Consider the following 13,628-nt stretch of genomic DNA (forward strand, 5'->3'; position numbering starts at 1 on the left):
CAATTTCAGAGTGAGCAGACCGCTTGATCCGATGTGTTATGGTCCGGCAGCTCTGCAGGGGAGCAATCAAGGCATGGCGAAGAGCTGGAAAGTCACGATGAGCGAAAATGCGCGAAAGTTGCGTGGCAGTTCGCTGTCGGAGAATGTGCGCACGATCATCTATGCGTTGCTTATAGCCATTGTCATTCGCGCCCTTCTGTTCCAGCCGTTTTTCATCCCTTCGAGCTCAATGGAGTCCTCGCTGCTGATCGGCGATTATCTTTTTGTATCGAAATACAGCTATGGCTATTCCCGGCACTCCCTTCCGTTCAGTCCGCCTCTTTTCAGCGGGCGGATCGCAGGTGTGCAACCTGAACGCGGTGACATCGCCGTGTTCAAGCAGCCGACGGACAACCGGACGGACTTCATCAAGCGGGTCGTCGGACTGCCCGGCGACAGGATCGAGATGCGCAGCGGTGTTCTCTACATCAATGACCGCGAAGTGCCGCGCATGCGTGTGGACGATTTCATCGAAAACGACGCATTCGGAAATGTTCGCCGCGTTCCGCGCTACAAGGAAACGCTGCCGAACGGAGTGACCTATCTGACCCTCGACCGCATGAGGGACAGCATGTGGGACAATGTTGGGCCCTATCAGGTGCCCGAAGGCCACTATTTCATGATGGGCGACAATCGTGACAATTCGAGCGACAGTCGCGTTGCGGAATCCGTCGGTTACGTGCCGTTTGAAAATCTTGTTGGCAAGGCCGAGATCATTTTCTTCTCCGCCGATGGGAGCGCGGCGCTCTGGCAGGTATGGAAGTGGCCATCGGCCATTCGCTGGGACCGTATCGGCAAATGGGTCGAGTGAATCAGGCGCTGCAGGCGCGGCTTGCCCACAATTTTGCAGATGACGATCTGCTGAGGCGAGCGCTGACCCATCCGAGTGCCGACGGCGCGAACTATCAGCGTTTCGAGTTTCTCGGTGACCGTGTGCTCGCGCTCGTCATTGCGGACTGGCTTCTTGAGGACTTCCCTGAAGCCGATGAGGGCGAGCTTGCCGTCCGTTTCAATTCGCTGGTGCGCAAGGAGACTTGCGCGGAAGTGGCGGAGCGCGTTGGCCTTGGCGATCATGTCGTCATGGGGGGAGGCGAGGAGAAGGCCGGAGGACGGAAGAAGGCCGCCATTCTTGCGGATGCCTGCGAGGCGGTCATTGCAGCGCTATACATAGATGGCGGGCTTGCCGCGGCTGAGCGCTTTATCAGGGCGGAATGGGCGCCGCTGATCGAAAAATCGAGCATTGTGCCGCAGGATGCCAAGACGGCGCTTCAGGAATGGGCCCAGGGTGCGGGGAAGCCGGTGCCGAAATACGTTCTGGAAGGCCGGACAGGTCCGGATCACGCGCCGGAATTCACCGTTTCCGTTCAGGTCGCGGGACAGGCGCCCGTGCAGGCGAAGGGCGCCTCGAAGCGGCAGGCAGAGCAGGTGGCGGCGAAGGCCATGCTGGAAAAACTCGGTTTGTGGCACAGTCAGGACTGAGCGTGCCGCAAGGCAATATGCTATTGAGACATCATGGAACATGAATTGAACAAGAATGCGCCGGAAGGCGCTGTCGGACAGACGCGCTGCGGCTTTGTCGCCATCATCGGCGCGCCGAATGCAGGCAAGTCGACGCTGCTCAACCAGCTTGTCGGCTCCAAGGTCGCGATCGTGACTCACAAGGTGCAGACCACGCGCTCGCGCATTCGCGGCATCGCGATGGAAGGGAACACGCAGATCGTGTTCGTCGATACGCCTGGCATCTTCAAGCCGAAGCGCAGGCTCGACAAGGCGATGGTGGAAGCTGCCTGGGGCGGGGCGGGCGATGCCGATGCCATCATCCTCATGGTCGATGCGGAATATGAGCGTGATGAAGATCTTGAGCGGATCATCGAAGGTTTGAAGTCGCAGGGGCGGAAGGCGATCCTCGTTCTGAACAAGATCGACGCCACGAAACGCGAGAAACTGCTGAAGCTTGCAGAACGCTTGAACGAGACCGGGTTATTCACCGACACGTTCATGATTTCCGCCATGAAGGGAAGCGGTGTCGCCGATCTGCGGCGTCATCTGGCGGCGCTGATGCCTGCCGGGCCGTGGCACTACCCGGAAGACCAGGCGGCCGATGTGCCGCTCCGCTCGCTCGCTGCTGAAGTTACGCGCGAGAAGCTCTTTCTCAGGCTCCACGACGAATTGCCCTATTCGTTGACCGTTGAAACGGAAGAATGGGAGCAGCGTAAGGACGGTTCGATCCGCATTGCGCAGGTTATTTTCGTCGAACGCGAAAGCCAGAAGAAGATTGCCCTCGGCAAGGGCGGTCAGACGATCAAGAAAGTCGGTCAGCTGGCGCGTGAAGAACTGGAAGAAATGCTCGAGACGCGGGTTCATCTGTTCCTGTTTGTGAAAGTGCGCGAAAATTGGTCCGACGACCGGGAGCGCTACCGCGAGATGGGGCTCGACTTCCCGACGGAGTGAGACGATTTCTGCATCAGCACGATATTGGGGGCAGGGATTGTGCATGACCACCCGCGCGCGGCAGCAATCACTTGAAAAGTCTCCTTCCGGTAGAAGACTACATGTGTCGGGTCCTTGCGATAGTGCCAGTCGGCAAACTTTTCGTCATCCGTCTGGAACGATGTCATGATTCCGATCCAGCCTCGAGGACGCACGAGGCGGTCGATCCTGTCAAATTCCATGGCGGGATTATGGAAGTGTTCTGCCGTTTCCGTGCTGGTCAAAAAATCGTATGTGCGCTCAAGTGGCTCCCTTCCGGGAAAGAAAAATGGGTCGTGAAGCGACATGCTGTGCCCTGCTTCGTGCATCATGGCGGCAAGAGCCGGACCGGGGCCGCAACCATAATCGAGGCCTTCCGACGGACCCTCAAGCACGGCTAGAAGCGGGTCGACCAGTTTTGAAAGAAACGTGCGGTAGCGCACATCGTCAGGATCGTTCCGATGCAAAGTATATTGATTGTATTCCACTTCGGCGGAAGGGTGTTGCGACGGGTCGAGAAACCTGGCCGCACAGACATCGCATTTCCAATATTGAAGGCCGCCAATTTCGATAAGGTGCTCTGTTTCATGTGAGCAACAAACGGGGCAAAAAGGCGGCTTCATGAAGCAGTCTCTTTTTTTGCCAGGTAGATCGTTTGAGTTGCTTCGCGATTGTTCTGTAAGGGATTGGGGAAAGTGACTGGTTCCGCGTGCGCCTCAATAAAAACGCGGGACAGGCGTTCGACAAAAGATTGATCCGGTTTGTCGTTCGACCAAAGGGCGAACATGCCTCCGGGGTGAAGTAAAGCGGAGAGCCGAAGCATTCCTTCATCGCTGTAAAAATCCCTGCTTTCGGGAGAAAGCCAGAAATCCGGCGAATGGTCGATATCGAGCAGGATTGCGTCGTACCGCCGTCCCTTGCTCTCGGCGATGAACCCATTTCCTGCATTGACGAGAGAGAAAAAGTCACCGCGAATGAAGCGGCAGCGAGGGTCTCCCGTCAACTCCGGTCCAAGCGGGACAAGGCCTTGTTCGTGCCACTCGATGACAGGATCGAGAAGCTCGATAACGGCTAGCGAGTCAACCGAGGGATTGCTTAGAGCGGCTCTGGCTGTGTAGCCGAGCCCCAAGCCTCCGACGACGACATCAAAACCGGTACCATCCAACTGTGCGAGAGCGAGTTCGGCAAGCGCTTCTTCGGATTTGGTGAAGAGGCTCGACATCAAATATTCATCGCCCAACTTCACTTCGTAAACGTCCACACCAAGTGACATTTCGCGCCTTCGACGAAGGCTGACAGGGCCCAGCGGTGTGGGCTGAAAATCGATTTCCTCGAAGAATGAGCTCATTTCCCGGATTTCTTTCCTAATGATTTTTTTTCAGCCTCGGTCATGTCCTCAAGCAGGAATGAAATGAGGTCGAGAAATGCCACTGCATCGCTGAGTGACGAAAAATGCATTGCCAGTCCATCGCTTGAAACGGATGCGAATGCGCGATGTTTGCATGTTAAGGTGTTAAGTTCGCAAAGAAGTGCGATGCTTTCGCTGGAAATTTCGATATCCAAGTAGACAGTACGAATATTTGTCACTGCTGGCGCTTGGAAAATTTCATCTGCGCCTTGTTTTTCTTTTTGCTGCGGATGATTTCGACCGTTGCTTCATGCGGTCGATCGTTCGGCGCAGATCATCGTCGGAGTATGAGAAAAGACCTGGTAAACAGCGCTTCAACTCAGCCGGAGATCGAATGTCCCGGAATGCAAGAAGGCGTTCGACCAAACGATCAACATCCGAAGACGAGAGTGGACTGGCCTGATTCTTCGAGGGGTTGGTGCGATCAATAGACATGCCGAATATCATCGACGAGACCCGGAAATCGATGCTCAAAATCGTTGAGATCGGATTCGTTCTTCAGATAAATGGCAACACGTCCGTCAAACCGCTCGACGGTGTATCGGGTCGGGCGTTCCGCGGACAGGAATTCAAAGACACTTTCTTCCGTGGGCAGAGAGAGGTTTTCCTTGAGGAGCAGTTTCAGACGTTTCATCAGGCTGGTTCCAATCAGTTCATTGCGGTGACCTGCGGGCCATTGCCCACATGTTGTCGCTTGTGGGCAGGCGCCAAAGCGCTGGCTGATCCGTGACAAAGCCGGCCGCGGAAAGCATGGTTTTCAAGGTAGATGGCGTGAAGTAATTGAGGTGGTCGGGCAGACGAAATCCGCACCATTTTCTTCCGCGAATATGCCGGTTCACGGATGCGTAATTTGGCACTTTGATTATCAACGTGCCACCGGGCTTCATGACCCGAAACGCATGACGGAGAACCTCAGTTGGCTCCGCTTCGTGTTCAAGATAGGAGCGCATAGAAATTGCGTCGAACTTTTCAGGCGGCAGTTTTCTGAGTACTTCCAAGGTCGGCCCGACGTAAGCGGTGCCGCCTCGACCTTCCAGGTTTTCTTTCGCCCTTGCGCCAAGATATTCAGATATTTCGATGCCGTACGGATTTACTGATTGTGGCAAGCGCATAAGGTGCAATCCGGCAGCGCATCCTATGTCCAAGACATTACCTGCCGAACAAGCCTTTTGGAGAAGCTCGGTCATGTTCAATCGTTTGAAGATACGCATACGCCAGCGTGTCTTCTGGCTGAGGGGCTTTGCAATGGGCTGTTCTCTCATCCGGCGTGCTGTTTCGGCGCCATGAGACTTTTCCCATGCGAGATTTGAAGCCAATTCTTCGTATACAGGTGCTTGTTCGAGATAGACGAAGTCACATGCACATTTGCGCATCGGCCAGTCACTGTTCCCATAGGGGAGCAGCTGACCCGGTTCCGCGGTTCCACAGGCAGGGCAGTCCCGCTTCATCAGCCGGATGGGATTATGGCCAGGCACATCGGACTCCATTGGCATAGAGTTTTCCATAGATCTATTCCAACACTTTGAATTGCGACCGCAGTCCGATTGGTTCCGGGCCGCAGCCGAGCTCATTGACTATTGAGCCGGGATCGAGGTGAGCAGTCAAATTTCTTGTTTCCGCAACGGAGGGGATAGAAGAAAATTCAAACGCTGACTTTTGAATTTCTTTTTTGGTATCCATCGGATTTCCAAATTCAAATTAAAAGATGACACTGCAGAGTGATCTCTACAGGGACGACCGGGACACCGGAACTGGAGGGCACACTTCATGCGACAGCCAGAGCCCGATTTGAAAGCTGGCATATCGCCTGCCTCCACCGGTGCCGCTGAGTCTGTTGCTTTGTGTGCGCTCCCGAAAAAATGCAGGGAACTGACATGGAAGACGTCTGGTCAGATTCCGGACGTTATACGAACGGAACCGGCCTGTGTAGAAAAAAATGGAACGTGAGTTCGGCGTAAACGCTAGGTTTCCTGCGTATAAGTAGCATGTTTTGATCCTGAAACTGCGTCGAGAGGACGGTGCAGGGGGGCGGCATTCGTGGAGAGGGTCATGGACTGGCGTGGCGAAGGGATCGTGTTGTCGGCGCGGGCCTATGGTGAGACCGGGGCGGTTCTCGAGCTTTTCACGCGGGAGCAGGGGCGGCATCTGGGTCTCGTGCATGGCGGGGCGGGGCCGCGGATGCGCAGCGTTCTGCAACCCGGCAACAAGCTCAATGCGCATTGGCGCGCGCGGCTCTCCGATCATCTCGGCACTTATCAGGTGGAGCTTGTGCGTCCGCTTGCCGGACTTCTGATGGATGATCCGCTGGCGCTGCTGGCGCTCAGTGCGGCGAGCGCCGTGTGCGGTGTGGTGCCGGAGCGGGAGGCGCATCCTGCCCTCTATGATGGCTATGAAGTGCTGCTCGAAACGCTGCAGGACGGAGATGTCTGGCCTGCGATCTTCGTTCGGTTCGAACTTGGGCTCCTGCAGGAGCTTGGTTTCGGGCTCGACCTCACGCGCTGCGCGGCGACGGGTGCCCGCGACGATCTCATCTATGTATCGCCCAGAAGCGGCGGTGCCGTGAGCCGGGCGGCGGGTGAGCCCTTCAAGGACCGGCTGTTCCGGCTGCCGGGGTTTCTCGTCGGGTCGCAGGCAGGCGAGGCGTCTCCTGCCGATGTGGCCGAAGGTTTCAGGCTCACCGGACATTTCCTGGAGCGGCATCTCTTTGCAGCGCATGGCAGGCATCTGCCGGATGCCCGGCTCCGCCTGATGGAAAAGATCGCCGCCTGGGCGGGGTGAGAGGCGAATCGCTGGTATATTTGGCGGGCTTTGTTTATCCCCTAGGGCCGGACAAGCCGGACCTGACGCAGCATCAATAGTAGAATTCCATGACCAAGGCCGTAACGCCGCCCGAGCCCGAACACGAGATCAATCTGCGCGAGGCGCTGGAGACGCGCTACCTCGCCTATGCGCTCTCGACCATCATGCACCGGGCGCTGCCGGATGTGCGCGACGGGCTCAAGCCCGTGCACCGGCGCGTGATGTTTGCGATGCGGCAGCTCCGGCTGGAGCCGGGGCAAGGCTTCAAGAAATCCGCCCGCGTCGTCGGCGATGTGATCGGCCGATATCACCCGCATGGCGACCAGTCGGTCTATGACGCGCTTGTGCGTCTCGCACAGGATTTCTCGGTGCGCTATCCGCTGGTCGATGGGCAGGGCAATTTCGGCAATGTGGACGGCGATAATGCCGCCGCCATGCGCTACACCGAAGCGCGGCTGACGGCGGTTGCGGCGCTGTTGCTCGACGGGCTCGATGAAGACACGGTCGATTTCCGCGAGACTTACGACGGCGAAGACCGGGAGCCGATGGTGCTGCCGGGCGCATTCCCGCAGCTTCTGGCGAATGGCGCCTCCGGCATCGCGGTCGGCATGGCGACGAGCATCCCGCCGCACAATGCGGCAGAGCTTTGCGATGCGGCGCTTCATCTCATCAAATATCCAAATGCGCGGACGGAGAAGCTTGTCAGCTTCGTGCAGGGCCCCGATTTCCCGACCGGCGGCATCGTGATCGAGCCGCGCGAGTCGATCATCGAGGCTTATGAGACAGGGCGCGGCGGCTTCCGTGTGCGTGCCCGTTGGGAGCAGGAAGAACTGCCACGCGGGCTCTGGCAGATCGTCGTCACGGAAATCCCCTATCAGGTGCAGAAGTCGAAGCTGGTCGAGAAGATTGCCGAACTGCTGCAGGCGCGGAAGCTGCCGCTGCTTGAAGATGTGCGCGACGAAAGCGCGGAAGAAATCCGCCTCGTGCTTGTGCCGAAGTCGAAAACGGTCGAGCCAGAGCATCTGATGGAATCGTTGTTCCGCGCGACGGAACTCGAAAGCCGTTTCCCGCTTAACCTCAACGTGCTGTCCGCCGGGCAGGTGCCGGGGGTCATGAGTCTCAGGGAGGCGCTTCGCGCCTGGCTTGGGCATCGCAAGGAAGTGCTGGTCCGCCGCTCCAACTTCCGGCTCGACAAGATCGAGAAGCGGCTCGAGGTGCTGGAGGGCTATCTCAAGGCCTATCTCAATCTCGACGAGGTGATCCGCATCATCCGCGAGGAGGATGAGCCGAAGCCCGCGCTCATGAAACGCTTCAAGCTGACGGACAATCAGGCCGAAGCGATCCTCAACATGCGGCTGCGCTCCTTGCGCAAGCTTGAGGAAATGGAAATCAGGGGCGAGCACAAGGAACTGACGGCTGAGCAGAAAGAGCTCAAGGCGCTGGTCAGGTCCGATGCGAAGCAGTGGGAGCGCGTTTCCGAAGAAATCAAGGAAGTGCGCAATACGTTCGGCCCGAAGACGAAGCTCGGTGCGCGGCGGACACAGTTCTCGGACGCGCCGAAGATCGAGTATGTGCCTGTCGAGGCAATGGTCGAGAAAGAGCCGATCACCGTCGTCTGCTCGAAGAAGGGCTGGATCCGCTCGATGAAGGGGCATCTCGCCGCCGATGCCGACATCAAGTTCAAGGAAGGCGACGGGCCGCGCTTCACGCTTCATGCGGAGACGACGGACAAGATATTGCTGTTCGCGACGGATGGCCGCTTCTACACGCTCGATGCGGCGAAGCTGCCGGGCGGGCGCGGGCATGGCGAACCGGTGCGCCTGATGATCGATCTCGACGAGAGCCGCGAGATCGTGGAGCTTTTCGTGCATCAGCCGGGGCGGAAGCTTCTTGTCGCCTCGCATGAGGGCAATGGCTTTGTGGTGCCGGAAGATGAAGTCGTCGCGATGCGGCGTGCTGGCAAGCAAGTGCTGAATGTCTCGGGCACGGATGAGGCTGTTGCCTGCGCCGTGGTGCAGGGCGACCATGTGGCCGTAATCGGCGAGAACCGGAAGCTGGTGATCTTCCCGCTCAAGGAAGTGAACGAGATGACGCGCGGCAAGGGCGTCCGCCTGCAGCGTTACAAGGATGGCGGGCTTGGCGACATCAAGTCCTTCACGCTGAAGCAAGGCCTCATCGCCTATGACCGCTCGGAGAGGGCGCGGACATTCGATTCGCTGAAGGAATGGCTCGGACAGCGCGCTCAGGCAGGCCGCCTGCCGCCCAAGGGATTCCCGGTGGGCCACAAGTTCGGCGGTGGTTTCGGCGCGGCGTGAGCGGGTTCAGTCGATCTTGACCGGTTCGCGCAGCTCGTTGCCCCAGAACTTGATGAAGAGAATGTAGCGGCCGGGCTTCACGCGACCGGTGTCGATCCCCAGCATGTATTCTCCGGTGACCTGGTGCTTGCCCATCAACTGATCGCGGACCGGAACGGCAAAGCAGATCTCTTCGTCGCGCTGGGCCTGAACGAAATTCCTGTCCTCGTCGGTCAGGAACCAGCGGAAAATCTCGCAGTTATTGCCTGCTTCAAGGGGAATGGGCTCGCCGGTATTGTTTGCGAGCGTAACATTGACCTTGAGCTCCAGCGGGCCCGCTTCGGTCCATGCCTGCTGCTGGGCGATGCGTGCCGTCAGTTCAATCGGCTCGCTCAGCTGAACGCGGCCCGTTCCGACATAGAAGGCAATGACGCCTGCCATCGCCATGAAGATAAGCGACATGCGGACAAGATTGCTGCGCGCGTTCTGCGCTGCTTCTGAAGGATCTCTCGATTTCATCATTTTCACATTGTAGAGAAGAGAAGTCGCGGTAGCCATGTCGCAATGGACGGGAATATGGCGACAACCGAAATGGCGAGTAGTTGCAGACCGACAAAGGGAATGGCGCCACGGTAAATCTGCATCGTGGTGACGCTTTCAGGCGCCACGCCGCGCAGATAGAATAGCGCGAAGCCGAAGGGCGGTGTCAGGAACGATGTCTGCAGATTCAGCGCCATCATCACGCCCAGCCAGACGGGATCTACCCCCATCATAAGGAGGATGGGCGCCACGATCGGCACGACCACGAAAATGATCTCGATGAAGTCGAGAAAGAATCCAAGCAGGAACATGATGACCATGACGGTCACGACCGCGCCAGTCGTGCCGCCCGGCATGGATTTCAGGAATTCGTGAACCGTGTCGTCGCCGCCAAGGCCGCGGAAGACGAGGCTGAACAGGGCTGCGCCGATCAGGATTACGAAGACCATCGAGGTGATGCGAGCCGTTGCCTGCGTCACTTCGGCCACGATGCCTCTGAGCCACAACCGCCAGATGGCGGCGGCGAGTCCGATGGCGACGATGGCGCAGAGGATGTAGGCGAGCCAGATACCCATCTGGTCGCCGCTCGAAATTTCGCTGCGGGCGGTACGCAGATCCATGAATGAGGTCAGTATCAGCAGCGCGATGAGGGCAAGAGCGGCTGCGCGTACCGCATATTTTATGCCGCCGGCGCGCTCTCCGGCGAGCAATGTTGCGCCGATGGCGCCGAGCGCGGCCGCTTCCGTTGGCGTAGCAATGCCACCGAGGATTGAGCCCATCACGGCGACGATAAGCGCCACGGGCGGGATCAGCGCGCGCAGCGTGCGCCGGTAAAGCTCCGAGGTCGAAATGCTGTCATCGGCGGGCATCGCGGGGGACGATTTCGGGTCCAGCGCCGCGCGGACGATCTGATAGAGGATATAGAGGCCAACCAGGAGAAGGCCCGGCAGGAGTGCGCCGGCAAAGAGATCGCCGACGGAAAGCGTTTCCGGCGAAAAGATACCCTGCTCGAGCTGCGCGCGCTGATAGGAGTTGGCCAGCGTGTCGCCGAGCAGTACGAGCACGATCGACGGGGGAATGATCTGTCCGAGCGTGCCTGCAGCGGCGATGGAACCTGTTGCAAGTGCGGGGTCGTAGCCGCGCCGCAGCATGGTGGGGAGCGCCAGCAGGCTCATGGTCACGACAGTTGCGCCGACAATGCCTGTCGACGCCGCGAGAAGTGCGCCAACGATGGAAACCGAATAGCCAAGACCGCCGCGCAGCCGCCCGAAGAGGCGCCCCATGTTTTCCAGCAGGTCTTCGGCAACCTTGGAGCGCTCAAGCATCGTGCCCATGAAGACGAAGAGAGGCACGGCGATCAGCACGTCATTCGTCATGTTGCCGTAGATGCGCTGCGGCAGGGCCGCCATGAAGCCGAAATCGAAGACGCCGAAGATGATTCCGAGCGTCCCGAATATGAGCGCGACGCCGGCCAGCGTGAAGGCGACCGGGAAGCCTGTCATCAGCACCGCGCATACGGTGACGAACATCAGAATGTCGAGGCTGGCGCGAAGGTCCATCTACGGTTCGGCCTTCAAAGAATAGGCGATGCTTCTTCCACGGGCTTTTCCGCCCCGGAGAGAATTCGCATCGCATGAATGATTGTGGACAGGCCCTGAAGCGCGAGCAGAACGACGAAGCCGAGAATGACGCTTTTCAGGAGATAAACTCCCTGAATACCGCTCGTCTCCCGGCTGCCTTCGCGCACTGCCCATGACGCTTCGACGTAGGGCAGGGAAACCGAGAAAATGAGATAGCAGACAGGCCAGAGCAGAAATATCGTGCCGAGAAGATCGACCCAGGCCTTCGCCTGCGGTTTCATCGTCCGGTAGAAGACATCGACGCGGACATGGCTGTTGTGAAGCAGGGTATAGCCGGCGACCAGCATGAAGAGCGTGCCGTGCATGTAGACGATCGATTCCTGCATGAAGATCGATCCGATGCCGAAGACATAGCGTTGCAGCACGACGATGAACTGCACAAGCACCATGAACAGGGCGAGCCATGAAACGGTGCGTCCCACGCCTTCGTTCAGGGCGTCGATCCAGCCGGCAATGCGGTCGAGTGCGGTCATGGGCTTTCCCCGCCGCGTCAGCCGCGGCGCGCCTCCACGAAGCCTTCGTCGCCGATGCGGGTCCATTCGCTCGTCGTGTCGAGGAAGTTGCGGAAGCTCGCGTAGACTTTGGCGGTGAAGGGATCTTCCTTCGCAGCGTCTTCCAGCACTTCCTGCGAGGTTTTCTTGAGCGCGGCGACGACGTCGTCCGGAAATCGGCGCACGAGGACGCCGTGCTTTTCGATGAGCGTTTTCAGCGCTGCGCCGTTATGGGCATTGTATTCGGCGAGCGTAAAGTCGTTCTCGGCGGCGCAGGCGGCGCGAACGACGGCTTGCTGCGAAGGCGTCAGCGAATTCCAGACATCGAGGTTGAAGCCCGCGGCGAGGCTCGAGCCCGGTTCATGGAAGCCCGGCCAATAGTAATATTTGGCGAGCCGATAGAAGCCGAAGGCCATGTCGTTCCAGGGGCCGACCCATTCGGCGGCGTCGATGGTGCGGTTCTGGAGCGCGGGGAAGATGTCAGGGCCTGCGAGCGTGACCGAAGCGGCACCGAGCCGGCGCATGACTTCGCCGCCGAGACCCGGCATGCGGATCGAGAGACCCTTCAGGTCGTCGAGCGATTTGATTTCGTTGCGATACCAGCCTGGAAGCTGCACGCCGGTATTGGCACACATGAAGGCCTTGATCTTGAAGCGCGCCGAAAGCTCATCCCAAAGCTCCTGCCCGCCGCCGTGATAGATCCAGGCATTGATTTCGGCGGCAGTCATGCCGAAGGGGACGGCGGTGAAGAAGTTGAACGCCTTCGATTTGCCTTGCCAGTAATATTCTGCACCATGATAGATGTCGGCGGCGCCTGAGGCGACGGCGTCGAAACATTCGAGCGGAGGCACGAGTTCGTTTGCCGCGAAGACCTTGATGTCGATCTGGCCGTCGGTCATCTCGCGGATACGGGTGGCGAGACGCTCGGCGGACATGCCGAGACCCGGATAGTTCTTCGGCCAGGTCGTGACCATCTTGAGCTGGCGCGGCCGGCCCTGTGCAATGGCAGGCGCGGGCAGGGTGGCGGCGGCAAGGCCCGTCAGGCCAGCGCCCGCCAGAAACGAACGGCGTTTCATCGATTACTCCCCGATATACGTCCCCGGAGCGGCCGGTGGGCCGCTTCTCCCCAATGAAGGGATACAATTCGCGGCCAGTATAGGCAGGCGGGCGCAGGGCGCAACGGAGACCGGAGCAAGCCTCAGAAAGAGTTCGCGGACAGCCGCCGCCAGCCTTCCGGGAACAGGGCTTCGAGCGGGCCGAAGCGGGTCTTGTAGGACATCTTGCGGGAACCATCGACCCAATAGCCCAGATAGACGTAGGGCAACCCAAGCGCGCGGGCGCGTTCGATGTGGTCGAGCACCATGAAGGTGCCGAGACTGCGTGCAGCTTCCTGAGGATTGTAGAAGCTGTAGACCATCGAAAGCCCGTCATCGAGCGTGTCGGTGAGGGCGGCTGCGACGAGCGGGGCGGCAACGCCCGATTCGACCGGGGCGCGATATTCGACGAGGCGGGTGGCAACGGTCGTATCCTCGACCATTGCCACATAGTCGAGCCGGGACATGTCGGCCATGCCGCCTTCGGCATGCCGCGTATCAAGGTATCGCCGCAGGAGCCCGTATTGTTCATCGGATGCGACAGCAGGCGTGAGCCCCGTCCGCAAATCGGCATTGCGCGCGAAAATTCTTCGAAATGTGCGGCTTGGCTCGAATTCATCGGCGATGACGCGGACGGAAATGCAGGCCTGACAATTCTCGCAGGCGGGGCGGTAGGCGATGTTCTGGCTGCGCCGGAAGCCTGCTTGCGAGAGCATGTTGTTGAGCGAGACCGGCTCTTCGCCGAGGAGATGCGTAAAGACCTTCTTCTCGTAGCGGCCGGGCAAATAGGGGCAAGGCTGCGGCGAGGTTATGTAAAACTGGGGAAACCTGGTGCGTGACTGGTCTGTCACTTG

General features: G+C 59.0%; 15 protein-coding genes. 5 read left to right on the plus strand and 10 right to left on the minus strand.

The annotated features are described in order from the left end of the window. Window positions 1-73: 73 nt before the first annotated feature. Genes lepB through era form a run of 3 tightly spaced genes read left to right on the plus strand, consistent with a single transcriptional unit; the run spans window position 74 to window position 2,490 of the window. On the plus strand, window positions 74-850 hold the full coding sequence (gene lepB, locus ACK4FH_RS11500; protein ID WP_409813736.1) for a signal peptidase I: 777 nt from the start codon (window positions 74-76) through the stop codon (window positions 848-850). After that, the gene (gene rnc / locus ACK4FH_RS11505; RefSeq protein WP_409813739.1) at window positions 838-1,518 is read left to right on the plus strand and encodes a ribonuclease III; all 681 of its coding nucleotides are present in this window, start codon (window positions 838-840) and stop codon (window positions 1,516-1,518) included. Before lepB ends, rnc begins: the two co-directional genes overlap by 13 nt. Before the next feature lie 33 nt (window positions 1,519-1,551). Further along, entirely contained in the window at window positions 1,552-2,490 is a 939-nt protein-coding gene (gene era, locus ACK4FH_RS11510; RefSeq protein ID WP_409813742.1) for a GTPase Era, read from the plus strand. Here the strand turns inward: era and ACK4FH_RS11515 are convergent. From ACK4FH_RS11515 to ACK4FH_RS11535, 5 genes are all read right to left on the minus strand, one after another. Further along, window positions 2,454-3,131: a class I SAM-dependent methyltransferase gene (locus ACK4FH_RS11515; RefSeq protein WP_409813744.1), complete on the minus strand. Its 678-nt coding sequence runs from the start codon at window positions 3,129-3,131 to the stop codon at window positions 2,454-2,456. The two genes, era and ACK4FH_RS11515, sit on opposite strands and share 37 nt — an antisense overlap. Further along, entirely contained in the window at window positions 3,128-3,856 is a 729-nt protein-coding gene (locus ACK4FH_RS11520; RefSeq protein ID WP_409813747.1) for a spermidine synthase, read from the minus strand. Before ACK4FH_RS11520 ends, ACK4FH_RS11515 begins: the two co-directional genes overlap by 4 nt. Further along, window positions 3,853-4,095, minus strand: a complete 243-nt coding sequence (locus ACK4FH_RS11525; RefSeq protein ID WP_409813749.1) for a hypothetical protein — start codon at window positions 4,093-4,095, stop codon at window positions 3,853-3,855. The genes ACK4FH_RS11520 and ACK4FH_RS11525 overlap by 4 nt, the downstream gene beginning before the upstream one ends. A gap of 245 nt (window positions 4,096-4,340) precedes the next feature. After that, entirely contained in the window at window positions 4,341-4,550 is a 210-nt protein-coding gene (locus ACK4FH_RS11530; RefSeq protein ID WP_409813751.1) for a hypothetical protein, read from the minus strand. Window positions 4,551-4,569: 19 nt separating this feature from the next. Continuing rightward, window positions 4,570-5,403, minus strand: coding sequence for a class I SAM-dependent methyltransferase (locus tag ACK4FH_RS11535; protein WP_409813754.1), 834 nt, complete (start codon window positions 5,401-5,403; stop codon window positions 4,570-4,572). Window positions 5,404-5,965: 562 nt separating this feature from the next. On the opposite strand from ACK4FH_RS11535, the gene recO reads away from it, so the two are divergent. Next, window positions 5,966-6,694, plus strand: coding sequence for a DNA repair protein RecO (gene recO, locus ACK4FH_RS11540; RefSeq protein ID WP_409813757.1), 729 nt, complete (start codon window positions 5,966-5,968; stop codon window positions 6,692-6,694). Between the two features lie 89 nt (window positions 6,695-6,783). Then, window positions 6,784-9,030: a DNA topoisomerase IV subunit A gene (parC, locus tag ACK4FH_RS11545; protein ID WP_409813759.1), complete on the plus strand. Its 2,247-nt coding sequence runs from the start codon at window positions 6,784-6,786 to the stop codon at window positions 9,028-9,030. A gap of 6 nt (window positions 9,031-9,036) precedes the next feature. Here parC and ACK4FH_RS11550 read toward each other — a convergent pair whose 3' ends face one another. The 5 genes from ACK4FH_RS11550 to ACK4FH_RS11570 all read right to left on the minus strand — a co-directional run bounded on the left by ACK4FH_RS11550 (window position 9,037) and on the right by ACK4FH_RS11570 (window position 13,625). Then, window positions 9,037-9,531 (minus strand): hypothetical protein, encoded by a 495-nt coding sequence (locus ACK4FH_RS11550; protein WP_409813760.1) that lies wholly within the window; start codon window positions 9,529-9,531, stop codon window positions 9,037-9,039. A 2-nt stretch (window positions 9,532-9,533) separates the two neighbouring features. Then, window positions 9,534-11,108, minus strand: a complete 1,575-nt coding sequence (locus ACK4FH_RS11555) for a TRAP transporter large permease subunit (protein ID WP_409813762.1) — start codon at window positions 11,106-11,108, stop codon at window positions 9,534-9,536. A gap of 14 nt (window positions 11,109-11,122) precedes the next feature. Next, window positions 11,123-11,662 carry a TRAP transporter small permease subunit gene (locus ACK4FH_RS11560; RefSeq protein ID WP_409813764.1) on the minus strand — a complete coding sequence of 180 codons (540 nt, stop codon included), beginning with the start codon at window positions 11,660-11,662 and terminating at the stop codon, window positions 11,123-11,125. Between the two features lie 17 nt (window positions 11,663-11,679). Beyond that, window positions 11,680-12,756 (minus strand): TRAP transporter substrate-binding protein, encoded by a 1,077-nt coding sequence (locus tag ACK4FH_RS11565; protein ID WP_409813765.1) that lies wholly within the window; start codon window positions 12,754-12,756, stop codon window positions 11,680-11,682. A gap of 122 nt (window positions 12,757-12,878) precedes the next feature. Then, window positions 12,879-13,625 carry an arginyltransferase gene (locus ACK4FH_RS11570; RefSeq protein ID WP_409813768.1) on the minus strand — a complete coding sequence of 249 codons (747 nt, stop codon included), beginning with the start codon at window positions 13,623-13,625 and terminating at the stop codon, window positions 12,879-12,881. Window positions 13,626-13,628 lie beyond the last annotated feature (3 nt).

The sequence above is a fragment of the Parvibaculum sp. genome, from assembly GCF_046297875.1.
Lineage (GTDB): Bacteria > Pseudomonadota > Alphaproteobacteria > Parvibaculales > Parvibaculaceae > Parvibaculum.

Coding starts and splice junctions, on each gene's coding strand:
- lepB (WP_409813736.1), top strand. CDS start 74: ATGGCGAAGAGCTGGAAAGTCACGATGAGCGAAAATGCGCGAAAGTTG.
- rnc (WP_409813739.1), top strand. CDS start 838: ATGGGTCGAGTGAATCAGGCGCTGCAGGCGCGGCTTGCCCACAATTTT.
- era (WP_409813742.1), top strand. CDS start 1,552: ATGGAACATGAATTGAACAAGAATGCGCCGGAAGGCGCTGTCGGACAG.
- ACK4FH_RS11515 (WP_409813744.1), bottom strand. CDS start 3,131: ATGAAGCCGCCTTTTTGCCCCGTTTGTTGCTCACATGAAACAGAGCAC.
- ACK4FH_RS11520 (WP_409813747.1), bottom strand. CDS start 3,856: ATGAGCTCATTCTTCGAGGAAATCGATTTTCAGCCCACACCGCTGGGC.
- ACK4FH_RS11530 (WP_409813751.1), bottom strand. CDS start 4,550: ATGAAACGTCTGAAACTGCTCCTCAAGGAAAACCTCTCTCTGCCCACG.
- ACK4FH_RS11535 (WP_409813754.1), bottom strand. CDS start 5,403: ATGGAGTCCGATGTGCCTGGCCATAATCCCATCCGGCTGATGAAGCGG.
- recO (WP_409813757.1), top strand. CDS start 5,966: ATGGACTGGCGTGGCGAAGGGATCGTGTTGTCGGCGCGGGCCTATGGT.
- parC (WP_409813759.1), top strand. CDS start 6,784: ATGACCAAGGCCGTAACGCCGCCCGAGCCCGAACACGAGATCAATCTG.
- ACK4FH_RS11550 (WP_409813760.1), bottom strand. CDS start 9,531: ATGATGAAATCGAGAGATCCTTCAGAAGCAGCGCAGAACGCGCGCAGC.
- ACK4FH_RS11555 (WP_409813762.1), bottom strand. CDS start 11,108: ATGGACCTTCGCGCCAGCCTCGACATTCTGATGTTCGTCACCGTATGC.
- ACK4FH_RS11560 (WP_409813764.1), bottom strand. CDS start 11,662: ATGACCGCACTCGACCGCATTGCCGGCTGGATCGACGCCCTGAACGAA.
- ACK4FH_RS11565 (WP_409813765.1), bottom strand. CDS start 12,756: ATGAAACGCCGTTCGTTTCTGGCGGGCGCTGGCCTGACGGGCCTTGCC.